General features: G+C 40.5%; 12 protein-coding genes. 2 read left to right on the top strand and 10 right to left on the bottom strand.

Annotated features, from left to right (window positions below; genetic code table 11):
• Positions 1 to 42: 42 nt before the first annotated feature.
• From HMPREF0023_RS04415 to HMPREF0023_RS04385, 7 genes are all read right to left on the bottom strand, one after another.
• Complete coding sequence (locus HMPREF0023_RS04415; RefSeq protein WP_008941297.1) at positions 43 to 2,058, bottom strand: esterase/lipase family protein; 2,016 nt, start codon at positions 2,056 to 2,058, stop codon at positions 43 to 45.
• Between the two features lie 113 nt (positions 2,059 to 2,171).
• Positions 2,172 to 3,071 (bottom strand): ABUW_2363 family tetratricopeptide repeat lipoprotein, encoded by a 900-nt coding sequence (locus HMPREF0023_RS04410; protein WP_005081200.1) that lies wholly within the window; start codon positions 3,069 to 3,071, stop codon positions 2,172 to 2,174.
• A 105-nt stretch (positions 3,072 to 3,176) separates the two neighbouring features.
• Positions 3,177 to 3,998, bottom strand: coding sequence for a serine O-acetyltransferase (gene cysE, locus HMPREF0023_RS04405; RefSeq protein WP_004639373.1), 822 nt, complete (start codon positions 3,996 to 3,998; stop codon positions 3,177 to 3,179).
• On the bottom strand, positions 3,995 to 4,831 hold the full coding sequence (locus HMPREF0023_RS04400; protein ID WP_008941296.1) for an RNA methyltransferase: 837 nt from the start codon (positions 4,829 to 4,831) through the stop codon (positions 3,995 to 3,997). Before HMPREF0023_RS04400 ends, cysE begins: the two co-directional genes overlap by 4 nt.
• Before the next feature lie 13 nt (positions 4,832 to 4,844).
• Entirely contained in the window at positions 4,845 to 8,408 is a 3,564-nt protein-coding gene (dnaE, locus tag HMPREF0023_RS04395) for a DNA polymerase III subunit alpha (protein ID WP_008941295.1), read from the bottom strand.
• 169 nt (positions 8,409 to 8,577) lie between these two features.
• Positions 8,578 to 9,645 carry a type II asparaginase gene (locus HMPREF0023_RS04390; protein ID WP_026056337.1) on the bottom strand — a complete coding sequence of 356 codons (1,068 nt, stop codon included), beginning with the start codon at positions 9,643 to 9,645 and terminating at the stop codon, positions 8,578 to 8,580.
• Positions 9,646 to 9,984: 339 nt separating this feature from the next.
• Positions 9,985 to 11,220: a pyridoxal phosphate-dependent aminotransferase gene (locus tag HMPREF0023_RS04385; RefSeq protein ID WP_004639369.1), complete on the bottom strand. Its 1,236-nt coding sequence runs from the start codon at positions 11,218 to 11,220 to the stop codon at positions 9,985 to 9,987.
• A 154-nt stretch (positions 11,221 to 11,374) separates the two neighbouring features.
• Here HMPREF0023_RS04385 and msrB point away from each other — a divergent pair, with 154 nt between their 5' ends.
• The gene (gene msrB, locus HMPREF0023_RS04380; RefSeq protein ID WP_004639368.1) at positions 11,375 to 11,794 is read left to right on the top strand and encodes a peptide-methionine (R)-S-oxide reductase MsrB; all 420 of its coding nucleotides are present in this window, start codon (positions 11,375 to 11,377) and stop codon (positions 11,792 to 11,794) included.
• Positions 11,791 to 12,279, top strand: a complete 489-nt coding sequence (locus HMPREF0023_RS04375; protein WP_004639367.1) for a glutathione peroxidase — start codon at positions 11,791 to 11,793, stop codon at positions 12,277 to 12,279. Before msrB ends, HMPREF0023_RS04375 begins: the two co-directional genes overlap by 4 nt.
• Positions 12,280 to 12,331: 52 nt before the next feature.
• On the opposite strand, the gene HMPREF0023_RS04370 is transcribed toward HMPREF0023_RS04375, so the two are convergent.
• The 3 genes from HMPREF0023_RS04370 to HMPREF0023_RS04360 form a co-directional block, all read right to left on the bottom strand.
• Positions 12,332 to 15,472, bottom strand: a complete 3,141-nt coding sequence (locus HMPREF0023_RS04370; RefSeq protein WP_008941293.1) for an efflux RND transporter permease subunit — start codon at positions 15,470 to 15,472, stop codon at positions 12,332 to 12,334.
• A gap of 1 nt (position 15,473) precedes the next feature.
• Positions 15,474 to 16,664 carry an efflux RND transporter periplasmic adaptor subunit gene (locus HMPREF0023_RS04365; RefSeq protein WP_008941292.1) on the bottom strand — a complete coding sequence of 397 codons (1,191 nt, stop codon included), beginning with the start codon at positions 16,662 to 16,664 and terminating at the stop codon, positions 15,474 to 15,476.
• A 148-nt stretch (positions 16,665 to 16,812) separates the two neighbouring features.
• The coding region (locus tag HMPREF0023_RS04360; RefSeq protein WP_008941291.1) for a DUF3011 domain-containing protein at positions 16,813 to 17,323 on the bottom strand (511 nt) is incomplete at its 5' end.

Genomic DNA, 17,323 nt, shown 5'->3' with positions numbered 1-17,323 from the left:
TTAGAATCAAAAAAGCCCAAACTAAAGTTTGGGCTTTTTTATTTATTGCTTATACAAGCCATGATCAACAAGATGCTGACGAAGGATTCGACGTAACTCAAGTATTGCTTCAGGCGTTTCTTGAATAGAATGTCCGCCATGCAAAACTTTTTCTGAAACTGCTCCATCTAAGTGAGCACTTTTATATGGGACGATTCCATCTGTGATGACATTTGGATCATCACTTTTAGTAATGTTGCCCAAAATAGAGTGGAACACTAGACCTTTTTCAGGTGGAACATCGGCAGTTAACTCCATAAATTTCGATTTTTTACTTAAATCACTAGGCCCATTTTGGATGACATCATTAGTCAGTGTTTTCACAAAATCTTTAAGATCCATATCATCACTGGTAAGTGTGTCTGCTAAAGTTGTGAGAAAAGTTGCAGGTAAACGGATAATTTTCCGCGCAGCTAAGGTAAACCAACGGTCAGCATAATCAGTTCCACGATGGGGTGACGCTAAGAAAACAGCTCGATTAAAGTTATGAATTGGTTTCATCTTTAATCGCTCACTAATAACAGGATGCTTTCTGAGCTGGGCTTGCTGACGGCTGGTCATCATTGCTAAAGCTTGTTTCGATAGATCTACATCGCTTACCAGTAAACGGCTAATAATACCGCCCATACTATGACCAATTAAAACAGCATCTTTTGCAGCAGCATCTCTAGGATTCAATGATGAAAAAGCCTGTTTCAATAATGCATAGGTTTGAAAGCGACTTTCTAAGATAGGCATATTGGTTGAATAGAAAACTTGCCATACTTGATAGTTTTCACGCAAAACTGGATCGCCCATAATATCGTTGGTAACCGCAATCCATGCTTCAGGACTGCTCGCCAAACCATGTATTAATACGATAACTTTTTTATTCGGATTATAAGGTTCCAACATATAAAGATGTGGCATGGTGAGATGCTGGTCACGGTCAATCAACGAAAGATAAGCAACTGCACCTAGATTGTTTTCTGCTAACCATAGGCCGTAAGGCGCAGAAAAGTTTGCGGCAAGTGAGTATGCTTTTCCTGCGATATTTACCCTTTCAGTGTTGTAAGGATCATAAACTTTAATTTCAAAATTTGGATTATTTAAAACATCTTCCACGCTGGCAGTTGCTTGTTTAGGTTGAGCAATGATTGTCGCTGCCAAATAACGTGCTTTATGAATATTTGGGTTGGTGCCATTTGGATATTTATAATTCAGAGGATCAAGAATATATTTATTTTCACCACGATTGGCTTCTGAGGACGGGAAGACCGCCACAAAATCAGAACCAAAACCATCTCTGCGGTTAATGGCTCTTAACCCTGAAAAATTCATATTATAGCTAGAAACAAATTGTTCAAGCTGTTGAACATTTTGCAGGCGTTGATAAGATTCGATATCGATCGTATAGATACTTTTACCAATTTTAATTGTTGGGGTAATGGTTTTAGATGGATTTCGAAGACTGTGTACATTAACTAATTTGGTTAGTGCTTGATTATAGAAATCTCGAATTTGAACTTGTCGGTTATCAAAAATACGTTCTTGTGGTTGACGACTTGTTTTGAATAAATATGCATAGCTATATCGAATACTTTTATCTAAGGACTCAAGTTCTTGATCTAGACACTTTTCATAGTTTTGTTGAATGACTTTCTGTTCTTCTTCTTTACGATGTTTGCTTAGCTTGCTAATTTTACAATCCGAAGATTCAGATAATGACAATGCTTTAGCGAGATACAATTCGCTTGCAGTTGATAAGAGCTGTTCATCTAAAATTTGTGGGATTTTGTGTAAATCAGCGACACAGTCATTTGGTGTTTGGGTGCAGACTTTAGCTTCTTTACCAGACATGGAGAGGACATTCAGACTGGCTTCGCTTAATTTTTTATGCGTTAAAATGCTATTACGTTCATTGGCGATTGTTACATTTATCGCTTGTTGCTTTAGACTGACGACTTGGCAACCACTCACCATGATTGCACTGAGTAGACTAACAATAAATAAAGATTTATTCGGTTGAAATGCAAACATGATGGATCAGCACGGTAGGCTTGGATGTTATTTATAATACGAAAAATTAATGTTTTTTCAATGTAAAAAAAATAGACTGCTCAGGGCAGTCTATTTGTTCAAGAAATAAAAAATTAATTCATCACTTGCCATACGTTCCAGCGCTTACCAGATTCAATTTCACGAATTAAACGATCTGCGACTTCAGCCTCATCAGGGAACTTAATTTTATAGTTTCTGAGAGTTTGAATTGCATTTCTTTTTTGCTCTAACCACAAATAGTTGTTTGCAGCAGAAAGATATGCTTCTTGTACACCGCCTTTAATTGCTTTATCTAAATAAGGGATAGCTTCGCGCTGACCACCACCCTCAGACAAGCCAAATCCAAACCAGAAATTGGTTTCAGGATCATTTGGACTCATCGCAAGAATACGTTGTGCATAGTTTAACGACTTGGAGGTGTATGATGTTCCTAGATCAAGGTTGCGTGCCATGACGCTGGCTTTAAATGCACGAGACAATACATCAAATGATGCATTCGGTTTTTCTGCGAGCGCATCCAGCTTATGTGTGATTTCTTTGAGCTTAGTTTCATAACCTTTACGTTCTTGGCGTTCAGTAAAACGTGGCGGATAGTGACGCGCTTTACCTTCGACAAGCTGTAAGAAATCATCAATCTCAGTTACATCAACTTCATTTTCACCCGCAAGCACTGCATATTTGACATTACGTTGTTTACTATCGATCGTCGGAATAATAATTTTGTTTACATCTAAAGTCATTGATTTAGACGGATCACTTTGAAGAGAAACTACCATTTTAGTCACTGGTTGTGCAGCAGCTTCTTTGATAGCTAACTCAAAACTCGGTGGTGCATCGTATTGAATTGGATTTAAAGCATAGAATGCTGGAGTAGGATCAGGTTCTTTAAATACAAATGGCTCAGCAACATTTTCTTTTTTTGTTGGGGCTACGCCACAAGCCGTTAGAAAAGTGGTTGAAAGTACAAGTAATGCCAAGGGCTTAAAATTCATGATCTACATCCATTAATTTTAGTAAGAGGATAAAAATGATTGGTTCCGCTAGTCTAGGAAAAGCGGAACCAACTTGCAATGTACGAGATGTTATATTTTTTTAACTTACTCAGTTTTAAAGGTTGTACTTTGCGCTTCACATTCACGACGTACTTCTTCGATGATTTTTAATTCTTCTTTACTATATGGTTGAGTTTTAGAATTCTGACCGTTAAAAGTCGGATCAAGCAGAGATAGTCTTTGGCAAAGTGTATTCATACGCTTTTCATTCTTTTGCATGCGATCAAGCAATACCCGAATGCCTTCTAGAATCGGATCGGATTGATCTTCGGTTGTCGCATACGGTTCGAAACCAATACTCTCTGCATAATCACGTCGCAAAGCTTCTTGTTCTGTCTGTTCTTTGGTGTTTTGTTGTTTAAAGATATAGCGGGCAGGACTACCCACCGCTGTAACTCCAGCAGGAACTTCCTTAGTAACAACAGCATTCGATCCAACTTTCGCACCCTTGTGAACTGTGAAAGGGCCTAAGATCTTCGCACCTGCACCAACCACCACACCATCTTCTAAGGTTGGATGACGCTTACCTTTATTCCATGTGGTACCACCTAGTGTAACGCCATGATATAGGGTGACGTCATTCCCAATCTCAGCAGTTTCACCAATCACAACCCCCATGCCATGATCAATGAAAAAGCGTTTGCCAATTTTTGCACCAGGGTGAATTTCAATACCAGTGGCAAAACGGCTGAAAGAGGAGAGTAAACGTGCAGTCCCTTTAAACTCTTTTTTCCAGAGTTCATGCGCCATACGATGCATGATTAATGCATGAATTCCTGGGTAAGTGGTTAAAACTTCAAGCGTATTGCGTGCTGCAGGATCACGTGCAAATACAGCCTCAATATCTTCTTTAAGCTGTTTAATCATTTGTTATGATCCTCCGATTGAGATTTTTTCCATGAACCATTTGCCAAAGACTGTACACGACTAAAAACACCGCGTAATAAATGATATTCCATACGATCTAATTGTATCCTTCCGAATAAACGACGCAAGCGTAAAGGGAGTAAACGGGGATTATTAGGATCTAAAAACTCAATTTCAGTCAACATTTTCTCAAAATGAGGATAAAACTCTTCCATTTGCTGTTGGGTTACAAGCGGTTCGTCCCATTGCATGGTTTGCTGTTGTTTAAGTTGCATTTGCTCATTTGATGTGTCAACCACTGGACTGATTTGCTCCAGTGCCGCCATTCTTAACTCATAGCATACGACTTGAATAGCTTGTGCGACATTTAACACACCATATTCAGGATTTACAGGAATTGTTAAATGATAATTGGCGAGGGCGAGCTCCTCATTTGTCAGACCACGGTCTTCACGACCAAAAACAATAGCAATGTTTTGCTGTTGTGACGCCGCTTGAAGTGCTTCTTTTGCTGCTGGTCTTACATCTAATAATGGCCACGGTATGGTACGACTACGTGCACTGGTTCCAAACACCAGATGACAATCTTGAATCGCTTGTTCGAGTGTTTCTACAATGTCGATATGTTCGATTAGATCTTGTGCGCCTGCTGCCAAGGCATCAATATCTGGGTGAGGATATGTTTTAGGTGCGACTAAAACTAATTTGGATAATCCCATGGTTTTCATCGCACGTAAAGCGCTACCAATATTTGCAGGGAGAGTTGTATTGACCATAACAATACGGACATGATCCAAAGGTTTGGTCATATTATTTTGCTCAAACTGATTCATATATCATCCAAATTTAAGAATATTGAGAAACTTCGGCTTGATAAAGATCCAAGGCTTCATCCATAGACATATTTTCAGGAGGTGTTGCGACAGTGCTAACTTTAGGTTTTTCAATTGCTTTGGCAGCTTTTGATTTCACTTGATATTCGATGAAAATAGCATCTTTTCCAAAATAATCACGTAATTTAGCGAGTAATTCATCTTGAGGGGCAACTTTCCATTGTGGTCCAAGATGTAATTCAGCATAGGCAAAGCTTTGTTCAATTTGTAACTGTAAACCAATATGTTGACTCATATCGACATTACAATACGGAAGCAGAATAGCTTGTAGATCTTTGGCTAAGGATTTGGTCATTAAATCAGGGCTTAGCTGTACTTGAATACTTTGAGCACGCTTTTGGCGGATGTCATTTAAACTAAATGCTTTGCTTAAACGGGCCATTGGGCGATCATAGCCTTCACGTTCATAGATTTCGCCTTCAACTACAACGACTTGTTCGAGTCGAACAATATCTTTGTAACGTTGGAAACGTTCATGATTGCAACTGATTTCTACACGTGCAGTGCCATCATCTAAGGTGATCATAATTCGATTCGGGAAGTTAGCAATATCTACGACTAACCCTGCAAAAACAGTTGTGACCCCTCGACGTGTCGGTGTAAGTTCATTTAATTTGGCTGGAATAAAGGCTTTTAACTCTTGGCGATAAACATCAATCGGATGTCCTGTCAAATACAGTCCGAGCGTATCTTTTTCACCTTTTAAACGAACTTCATCAGACCAAGGCTTCACAGGTTTGGCTGGCTTTCGTTGAACTTCTTCAACTTCACCAAACAGATCCATAATTCCTGTTTCTCGGTTACTACGTGCTTGCTCAGCTGCTTGTACGGCTTCTGGAAGTTGCGCCATCAAGCTTGAGCGTTCTATGCCGAGACAATCTAATGCACCAGCACGGATAAGCGCTTCTAAGGTACGTTTGTTGATCTTTTTTAGGTCAATACGATGACAGAAATCGAATAAGTCTTTATATGGACCTTCTTTAATGCGTGAGTCGATCACAGACTGCATTGCCTGTTCGCCAACACCTTTAATCGCACCTAAACCGTAGACAATGGTACGCTCATCACTGGCATGGAAATGATATAAGGACATATTTACAGACGGAGGAAGTACTTCTAACTTATTGTTACGGCAGTCATCAATCAAGAACACGATACTGTCAGTGTTCTGCATTTCCGATGATAGTACCGCTGCCATAAATTCTGATGGGTAGTGTGCTTTTAACCATGCGGTGTGATAAGCAACCAGTGCATAGGCAGCCGCATGTGATTTGTTAAAACCATAGCCTGCGAACTTTTCCATGTAGTCAAAGATATGATTGGCAGTGGCTTCATCAATATCTTTTTCAGCAGCACCTTTAATAAAGATTTGGCGTTGTTTCACCATTTCTTCAGGTTTCTTTTTACCCATTGCACGACGAAGTAAATCTGCACCACCCAAGGTGTAACCCGCACAGAATTGTGCTGCTTGCATTACCTGTTCTTGGTAAACCATGATGCCATAAGTCGGTTCTAAAACGCTTTCCAGTAATGGATGTAAATATTCAAACTCGCCACCGTGCATACGATGAATAAAGTCAGGAATCAGATCCATTGGACCAGGACGATATAAAGAAACGAAGGCAATAATTTCTTCGAATTTACTTGGCCTTGCTTCTTTAAGCATTTTTTTCATGCCGACGGATTCAAACTGGAATACCGCGGTCGTATTTGCTTCGGCAAAGACTAAGTATGCATCTTTATCGTCTAAAGGGACATTTGCAATTTCGAGAGGAGTTTCAGATTTGATTCTTTTGTTAATATTCTGAACGGCATCCTCGATCACCGTGAGGTTCCGTAAACCCAAGAAGTCAAATTTGACGAGTCCTGCAGCCTCGACATCATCCTTGTCATATTGCGCTACACGGTTGGTACCATCTGGATCGCACAACACTGCAGAGTAATCGGTAATTTTTCCGGGAGCAATAACTACACCACCCGCGTGTTTACCTGTATTTCGTGTGATACCTTCAAGTTTAAGCGCCATTTCCCAGATCTCAGCCGCATCATCATTGTCTGGGTTGGATGGATTGGTAACGATATCTTTAAGTTGCGGCTCCATATCAATAGCAGTCGCTAGATCAACGCCAAGTGGTTTGGTTGGCACCATTTTTGAGATACGGTCCGCGAGTCCGTATGATTTACCCAAGACTCGTGCAACATCTCGAATAGCACCTTTTGCAGCCATGGTACCAAACGTTGCAATTTGGGAAACAGCTTGGCGACCATAGTTCTGCGCAACATATTCAATAACGCGATCTCGACCTGCAATACAGAAATCGACATCGAAATCGGGCATTGAAACACGTTCAGGGTTCAAGAAACGTTCAAAGAGTAGGTCATATCGGAGTGGATCGAGGTCGGTAATTTTTAAACTATATGCGACCAGTGAACCTGCACCAGAACCACGTCCCGGCCCGACAGGTACCCCATTGTTTTTTGCCCATTGGATGAAGTCCATAACGATGAGGAAGTAGCCGGGGAAACCCATTTTTAAGATGATATCAACTTCGTATTTGATTCGTTCATCATAGGGTTTTCGAATATCTTCCCAATCCTCATCACGCTCTGATATTGGATAAAGATGGTTTAAGCGCTCCTCTAAACCTTGACGAGACAGATGCTCAAAATAGGTATCAATGGTATAACCATCAGGGATAGGGAAGTCTGGTAAGAAATAGGTTCCGAGTTGGAGTGCTACATTGCATCGCTGTGCGACGTAATATGTATTTTCAATTGCACTTGGAATATCTGAGAAAAGTTCAGACATTTGTTGCCCAGTTTTGAAATATTGTTCGGGACTATAGTTTTTGGGACGTTTATCATCACCGAGTACATAACCATCCGCAATGCAAACACGGGCTTCATGTGCGTAAAAGTCGTCTTTTTCAATAAAATGAATGTCATTATGCGCAACGACACCAATTTGGTATTTTGCGGCGAGTTTGACTGCTTCTTGGATAAAGTCTTCTTCACCCGCGCGTTCGGTACGTGTTAATGCTAGATAAACACGGTTACCAAATTTTTCTATCCATGCTTCTAATAAAGGTTCAGCTTTTTGTGGGTTTGAAGAGCAGAGCATTTTACCCACATCACTGTGTTGCCCAAGCAAGATAATCAAGTCTTCAGATTGTTCGAGTACCCATTCTTTTTGGACGCAGGGAATACTGAGTTGTTGCCCCTCGATAAAACCACGGGACACAATTTCAGTCAGGTTTCTCCAACCTGTATTGCTCATTGCTAATAGTGTGGCGCGATGTTCAGCATCATTGAGTCGAATGACGCTGCCTAAAATCGGTTTAATTCCTTTCTTAAGGCATGCTTCATAGAACTTCACTGCAGCATGTAGGTTTGACAGGTCAGTTAATGCCAGAGCAGGCATTTCATCGTTTATAGCAGCTTTGACCAAATCGGGTATGCGAACAATCGACTCTGTAATCGAAAACTCTGTATGAATACCAAGATGAACAAACTGCATAGATCTATCCTTAACGCGACCGCCGATTATTCTAACACGCTCTGTCTATGGCTGTTGTCTAATATTTTTGCAATAAGATCATATCTGCTTTGTATTCGGCTCAGAAACTAAAAAACCGATGTATATGCGATTTGATCATATACATCGGTTTAGTCGTTATGGACGTAAATTAATACTCCCAGAACATCCGTTGAATTTCTTTAGCATCATTGGTTTTAGTGAGTGCCAATGCCGCGAGAATGCGTGCTTTTTGTGGATCAAGATCATGTGCAGCTACCCAACCATATTTATCATCAGGTTGTTCAGCATTACGTAAAACAAAACCTTGAGCCACACGAGAAGAACGGATAATTTGAATCCCGTTATCATTGTGTAGTTGTTGTAAGGTTGGAACTAAATATTTTGCAACAGATCCATTACCCGTACCTGCGTTGATGATTGCTCGTGCTCCAGCTTTTGCATAAGCAAGATACGCATCAGGTTTCATAGAGTCTGAACCATATACGATTTGAACAACGGGTAGCTGTTCACCTTTAATATTTTCAATATTAAATTCTGATGCTTTGGTATGTCGTTTGATACTGTTTCTAAACCAATATGGTTTTCCTTCAACAACTGTTCCTAATGCCCCCCATTGACTAACAAAGGCATTGGTATGGATATTTATTCCTTTGGTCACATCTCGTGCAGCAAAGATTGAGTCATTCATCAGTACCAGTACGCCTTTATTTTTTGCTTCATCAGATGAAGCAAGGGCAACAGCACTATATAAATTAAGTGGTCCATCCGCAGAAAGAGCAGTAGATGGGCGCATTGAACCAACTAGAACAATCGGTTTGTCAGTATGGATAACAAGGTTTAGAAAGAATGCAGTTTCTTCAAGTGTGTCTGAACCATGTGTAATCACAATCCCATTCACAGATGGTTTTTTAACTAAATCATTGACTTGACGTGCCAGCGATAAAAGCTCTTTATCGGTAATGTTTTCAGATGCAATTTGTAGGGCTTGGATACCACTGACATTTGCTAGATCTTTAATTTGAGGAACTGAGTTAATTAGTGTCTCTACAGGAACTTTTGCTGCTGTATAGGTTGCACTATTGGTTGAGCTCGCGCCTGCACCTGCGATCGTGCCACCTGTCGCCATAATAACGATATTATTTTTTGCATACAATGAAACTGAAGCTGCAAGTAGGGTACATGCTAATCCTAATGATTTAACCGTTTTAATCATCAATCACAATCCTGTTTTTTAGTTTTCCACCGAAGTGCTATGTCAAATCCGACATGACATCGGGAGCTATTATTTGAAGTTTTAGCATTTAAATCATTGGCAAAATTATTTTTTATTAGACCTTTGTCTAGAGTAAAAGTAGATTTGATTAAAGATTTAAGTGACTGAAGTGGTTTGATAGAATTTTCTTATTAATTTAAATAATATTAGGTACTTATTTTAATTTTTTTGGGGGTTTAATATAGGTGCATCATCTTGGTGCAATTTTGTGTAATGACAGACGAACTATTCTAAAATTAAAAAAAGCAATGTCTTGTACAGACATTGCTTTAATTTTTTTGCTTAACGACGTGTGGCTAGGAAGCGACCTAAGCGGTTAATTGCTTCACGAAGCTCATTTTCTGCAGGTAAAAATACCACACGGAAATGATCAGGTGTTGGCCAGTTGAAGCCTGTACCTTGCACGAGTAAAACCTTTTCTGCTTTTAATAAATCAAGCATTAACGCTTCATCATCTTCAACTGCGTACACTGTTGGGTCAAGTTTAGGGAAACAGTACATCGCACCTTCTGGTTTAACACAACTTACACCAGGGATTTCGTTTAGCATTTCCCACGCAATATTACGTTGTTCATACAAGCGACCACCTGGACGTATTAAGTCATTGATCGATTGATAACCACCCAAAGCTGTTTGAATCGCATATTGGGCTTGATGGTTCGCACATAGACGCATCGAAGCCAACATGTCTAGACCTTCGATATAATCAGCAGCACGGGCCTTGTTACCTGTAATCGCCATCCAGCCTGCACGATAACCTGCAATACGATATGCTTTAGATAAGCCATTAAACGACACACAGAGTTGATCGCCAGCCAATGCCGCAACTGAAACGTGTTCTATACCGTCATATATGATTTTGTCGTAAATCTCATCAGCAAATAAAATCAAATCATATTTTTTTGCCAAAGCAACGATTTGCGCCAAAACGTGACGAGGGTAGACTGAACCTGTTGGGTTATTTGGATTGATTACCACGATCCCACGTGTATTGGGCGTGATTTTACTCTCCATATCGGCAATATCAGGATACCAGTAGTTTTCTTCATCACATTTGTAGTGAATTGCTGTACCACCAGATAGATTCACTGCCGCTGTCCATAACGGATAGTCAGGCATCGGAACTAACATTTCATCGCCGTCGTCTAGCAAGCCTTGCATTGCCATAACGATAAGTTCTGAAACACCATTTCCAACATACACATCGTTGACGTGCATATCAAAGATGCCTTTCTGTTGGTAGTACTGGCAGATTGCCTTACGTGCAGGGAAAATACCTTTAGAATCAGTATAACCAATTGCATTGGGTAAGTTTAAAGCGACGTCATTGATAATCTCTTGCGGTGCTTCAAAACCAAATGGTGCAGGGTTACCGATATTGAGCTTAATAATTTTGTGCCCTTGTTCTTCCATTTCATTGGCGGCTCGCAACACAGGTCCACGAATGTCGTAGCAAACATGCTCGAGCTTAGATGATTTCTTAATTTCTCGTGGCGTAGTGTTACTGATAACGGACATAATTCCATCCAATGTTTTGTAAGTTAAGAAAAAATAGATTACCGAAAACGCACAATCTATTTTGAAATTTCGCTAGAAATTTATCAAGGACTAGCGTAAATATGGAAAGCATGAAGCATGACATTGAATCTCATAGATTTAAAGGAGTTTTTTCATGGGAAAAGTCAATAAAACTGACCGAGAATGGCAAAGAGAGTTATCACCAGAAGAATATCGCATTACTCGTAAAAAGGGTACTGAGCCAGCGTTTACTGGGCAATATTGGAATAGTAAACAAAAAGGGATTTATGTATGTCGTTGCTGTGGTGCGAAATTATTTTCTTCTGAAACTAAATATGACAGTGGCTCTGGTTGGCCAAGTTTTTATCGACCGATTGATAATTTAGCCATAGAGGAGCATGACGATTCTTCACATGGCATGGTTAGAACAGAAATTGTTTGCCATGATTGCGATGCACATTTAGGGCATGTGTTTGAAGATGGCCCAGAACCGACTGGATTACGCTATTGCGTAAATTCAGCATCATTACAACTTAAAACAGAAGAAAAAAATGACGAGGAAACTTACCCATGAGTAACATTTATCAGTTCGAAGCTGAGTTGTTAGAGGGAGAAATAAAAGCACTTTCTGATTACAAAGGAAAGGTGATGCTGATTGTGAATACAGCAAGTAAATGTGGTTTTACACCACAATTTGCGGGACTTGAGAAACTTTATGAAAAATATAAATCTCAAGGTTTAGAGGTATTAGGTTTTCCATGCAATCAGTTTGGTGGACAAGATCCAGGTACGAATAAGGAAATAGGGGCATTCTGCCAGCGCAATTATGGTGTTAATTTCCCCATGTTTGCCAAGGTAGACGTTAAAGGACCTGAAGCACATGTGATCTTCCGTTTCTTAACCCGTGAGGCAAAAGGAATTTTAGGTAGTCGTAATATCAAATGGAATTTCACTAAGTTCTTAGTTGGACGCAATGGTGAAGTTCTGGGTCGCTACGCACCAACAACTAAGCCAGAAGCTTTGGAAGCGGATATTGAAAAAGCATTAGCGAAGTCATAGATATTCCTATTGTTAAAAAAGACGGTAATGAAACCGTCTTTTTAATTTTTTACTAGGAAGTTTCTGTTGGTAAGGGTTTATTCTTTCTGAAGTTAAACAGCTTTTGATGAATATCATCAATAAATGTGTAAACTACGGGAATAACCAACAAGGATAAGAATGTACTTGTGATCAATCCGCCAATTACTGATATTGCCATGGGTGAGCGGAAACTCGGATCAGTTCCCACACCTAAAGCAATAGGTAACATTCCAGCACCCATCGCCAATGTGGTCATGATAATCGGTCGTGCACGTTTATGGCAGGCATCTAGTAAGGCATTGAAACGAGAGTAACCCTTTTCATTACGTGCAATGATGGCGTAATCAACCAATAAAATAGAGTTCTTACTTGCGATGCCCATTAGCATGATTAATCCAATTAGACTCGGCATGGAAAAGCTACTTTTTGCTAAAAGGAGTAAGACGAAAGCGCCGCCTAATGACAATGGTAATGCTACTAAAATGGTGATCGGCTGTAAGAAATCTTTAAATAAAAGTACTAAAACCACATAGATACACAATACGCCTGTTAGCATGGCGAGACCAAAGCTAGAAAATAACTCTTGCATAACTTCTGCATCACCAATGTTAGTACGTGTCACGCTCGGTGGCAGATTTTGCATGGTCGGTAATTGGTCAACTTGGGCTGCAATATCACCTAAAGGCTGGTTGTTAAGTTCAATATTTAAATTGATATTACGCATACGATTAAAGCGATCAATTTGCGAAGGACCACTTTCAATATTGACTTCAGCAATAGTGCCGAGCATGACTGGGCCACGACTACCTTTGACAATAAGACGTTTCATCAACTCTTGATCCTGTCGAGCTGATAAAGGAAGTTTAATGACTACGGGAACTTGCCGTTGCGATAGATTTAGTTTTGCCAAGTTTTGATCAAAGTCACCCGCAGTCGCAATCCGAAGTGTCTCAGCAATATCGTAGGTGGTAACCCCTAGATCAGCGGCTTTTGCAAAGTCAGGACGGATCACTAGTTCTGGGCGAATTAATGCAGCACTTGAATTTACACTACCGATATTCGGAATCGTACGTAACTCTCTTTCCAATTGTCGAGCTGTTGAAATCAGTGCTTCGGGATCATCACCTGAAAGAGCCAATTGATATTGACTGTTGTTTCCAGCGATACCGACTTGAATCCTTGCACCTGGGAGAGGGGCAAGCCTTTGTCTGATTTCATCTTCGATTTGCTGAAGACTTGCACTACGATTTTTACGTTCAGTTGTTTGAATAGTTAAAGTAGCTTTACGTGGTTCAGTTGATGCACCACCAGCAAAGGGATCTGTACCTGCTGCACCGCCACCGATGGTGGTATATATACTTTTAATTTCAGGATGATCTTTAATTAAGTTGCGGGCGTATTCTGCAGTTTTTAATGTATCAGCAAATTGTGAACCCGGTGTTAATTCTAAGCGGACTTGGGTTTGTCCAGTATCTGGAGGCGGAACGAAACCAGTTGGTAGTAATGGAATAAGCATCAGTGAACCGATAAAAAACATTATTGCACCAAATAAGGTGATCCAGCGATGGCGAATACACCAAGTCACCAATCGCATATATCTGCGCATGACTTGTCCATCATTTTCACGATCTTTGGCTAGTCCGGTTTCTCCTTGGTCATTTACAGAGCCATTCTGTAATGGGTGATCAATTTTTCCCACCCAAGGTTTTAGAATATAGGCTGCCATCATTGGGGTTAGCAAACGGGCCACAAGCAATGATGCAAAAATAGCAAGTGATGCTGTCCACCCGAATTGCACAAAGAATTTACCCGCAATACCACTCATAAAGGCGGTTGGTAAAAAGACGGCGATTAGGGTAAACGTTGTAGCAATGACTGCAAGACCAATCTCGTCAGCAGCCTCCATCGCCGCTTCATAAGGTGTTTTGCCCATCCTCAGATGCCGAATAATATTTTCAATTTCTACAATTGCGTCATCGACTAAGATGCCGACAACCAAAGACATAGCCAATAAGGTGACAATATTTAAAGTAAAACCTAGATAATACATACCAATCATGGCAGGTAGAATTGAGAGTGGTAAGGCCGTTGCAGCAATAATTGTTGCGCGCCAATCACGCAAGAATAACCACACGACAAGTACAGCTAACAGGGCACCTTCATAAAGTAGTGCCATTGAACCTTTATAATTTTCTTCAACAGGCTGAACAAAGTTAAATGCCTCGGTGATTTCAAGATCTGGATGTGATGCTTTGAGTTTATCCAATGCAAGGATAACGCCTTTTTCAACATCAACTTCACTTGCGCCTTTGCTGCGCGTGATTTCAAAACCGATCACGGGTTTCCCATTTAATAGTGCAGCTGAGCGTCTCTCTGCAATACCATCATGAATCGTAGCAACTTGATCGAGACGGATGTGGCGACCGTCACTGAGTGCAATATCCATCGCACCAATTTCTGCTGCAGTTTGAACTGTAGCGATTGTACGGATCGACTGTTCACTGCCACCTATTTTGGTTTGTCCGCCTGAAGCATCTTGTTGGAGTAGACGTAGCTGATGACTGATGTCAGTTGCCGTTGCATTGAGTGCGAGTAATTTTTCAGGATCTAACTCAACTTCAACTTGTCGTGTGACACCACCAACACGTGATACCGCACCAACTCCTTTCACTTGGAGCATGGCACGTGAAATATCATAGTCGACAAACCATGAGAGTGCTTCTTCATCCATTTTTGGAGATTGGATGGTGTAAGTTAAGATGGGTGAGCCAGATAAATTAATTTTACTGACAATTGGATCTCTTAAATCCGCAGGTAAATCTGAGCGTACTTGAGAAACCGCATTTCGTACATCATCTACGGCTTCTTGGAGCGGTTTTTCTAGTTGGAATTCGGCTGTGACGCTCACTACACCATCTTGAATATTGGTATATTGATTTCTGAGGCCTTGTAAAGTTGCAATCGAGTTTTCAATTTTACGTGCAACTTCCGTTTCCAATTGTGGGGGAGCCGCGCCTGGAAGTGCTGCCGTCACGGTTACCATTGGAAGTTCAATATCGGGGAATTGTTGGATTTTCATCCAGTGAAAACATAACAAACCCGCTAAACCCAACATGATAAATAGTAAAATACTGGGAATCGGATTACGAATCGACCAAGCAGAAACATTCATCTTAACGCTCCTGCTGAGTAACAAGTTTTTGACTAAGCGGTGTATCAGGAATTTCTTTCGCGATGCTCACGAGATCACCATCACTTAAAAAGCCTGTACCCGATGAGACAACTTTGACATTTGCAGGTAAATCTAGAATCTCAACACGATTACCTAAACGACGTCCTATGGTTACTTTTTGCTGAGTCACACGGTTATGACGGTCAACTGTGAAAATGTAAGTAAAACCATCACGGAGTAATAATGCACTTTGAGGCAGAGTGAGTGCCGATTTTTCTCCCAGATTAAATTCACCCTTAACAAACATACCCATACGAACAGCTTGTGTCGAAGGTAAATCGACATACACAATCCCATAGCGTGTTTGTGGGTCGATAACAGGTGCGATCATTCGCACTTTACCTTTAATTTTCGGTTGAGTAGGGTCGGGAGAAATAATTTCAGCGTCCATACCTTGTCTTAGTTTATAGAGATCGGTTGTGGTTACTTCAGCCCGCCATTCTAAGCGGTGATCTCTAATTAACCTGAATAATTCTTGTCCTGTTTGAGCTAAAGACCCGACAGTTGCACTACGAGCAGAAATCACGCCATTATCAGGGGAAACAACTTTGGTTTGGGTGAAACGCAATTCATTACTTTCAATTTGTGCCTTGGCTGCATCTAAGCGTGCTTGGGCGGTCGCTTGAGATGTTTGATATTGCGCAGACTCTTGAACTGAGATAGCGCCAGTATTTTTTAGCTGCTGAACACGTTTAAGATTAGCTGCTGCATCTGCAAGAACTGCTTGAGCTTCTGCATAACTGGCTTTGGATGCTGCAAGATCTGCACGAATCGTATCGCTATTTATTTCGGCTAAAACCTGTCCACGTTTCACCTGATCACCAACGTTAACATTGACTCGAGTGAGACGTTGACCTGATAACTCACTACCAATTACCACTTCTTGCCATGCGGCGACATTGCCATTGGCAGTAAAGCTTTGTTTCCAGTTTTGTAATACTGGCTCAACGACTGTTACTGTGAGTGCAGGTTTTTGCTCCGTCTTTTTAGCTGTGTTAGGCGGACTGTCGGTTGTAGATTTTTTAGTAGTCTCAGTAAACCTTAAGGTAATGAGAATAATGACCAAACCAACGATGATTGCAAATAAAAGCCAAACTTTTTTATAGGTTTTTTGAGAAGTTTGAGAAGCCATCTTTCCATAGTCATCAAATTGTGTGATGGCTAAGTATAGACCAAGATTTCAACAGATGGTCAAGTGTTCGAAATTGGATAGATGCGAGCTCATTCTCATTAAAGAAGACTCTAATGCTAAGAAATAGTATTAGAGTCTTCGATGAGGATTAATAGTCAGGATTATCAACTTCACATCCCATACCATGGCAGCCAATCCAGTTTCCGTGTGTATCAAAATTAGGATTACCATCTTTATCAAACTGTGGCCGATTATCAATCACTTGTTTTTCGGGATTATCAACCTTGCAACCTACGCCGTGACAACCATCATATTGAGATGACGCTTTTTTATTAGAAGACTGATGCTGATGTTTATCAATAGAATTCAGGATAACAGCACCAATTAATGCACCAGCAACAGCAGCACCTAAGTCCTTTCCATCAGAACTATATGTGCGAGCACCATTGTCGTAAGTACCACTTTGACCATGATGATATCCTGTTGGATCTGCGAAAACACCAGAACATCCTTGAGATACCCAAAGATAGCCTGACTTGGGGTTAAATCCCCAAGTTCTATTTAAAATACAAGATGCGTGAGAACTCTGATGGATTAATTGAGGCTTTTTTAATGATTTTGCATAACACTCATTATATTCAAAGTTTTTAGATTCACAC

The sequence above is a fragment of the Acinetobacter sp. ATCC 27244 genome (genome assembly GCF_000156555.1).
GTDB classification, from domain to species: Bacteria; Pseudomonadota; Gammaproteobacteria; order Pseudomonadales; family Moraxellaceae; genus Acinetobacter; species Acinetobacter haemolyticus.
Note: the sequence above shows the minus strand (reverse complement) of the source record. Positions and strands in the feature narration are given on the sequence as shown.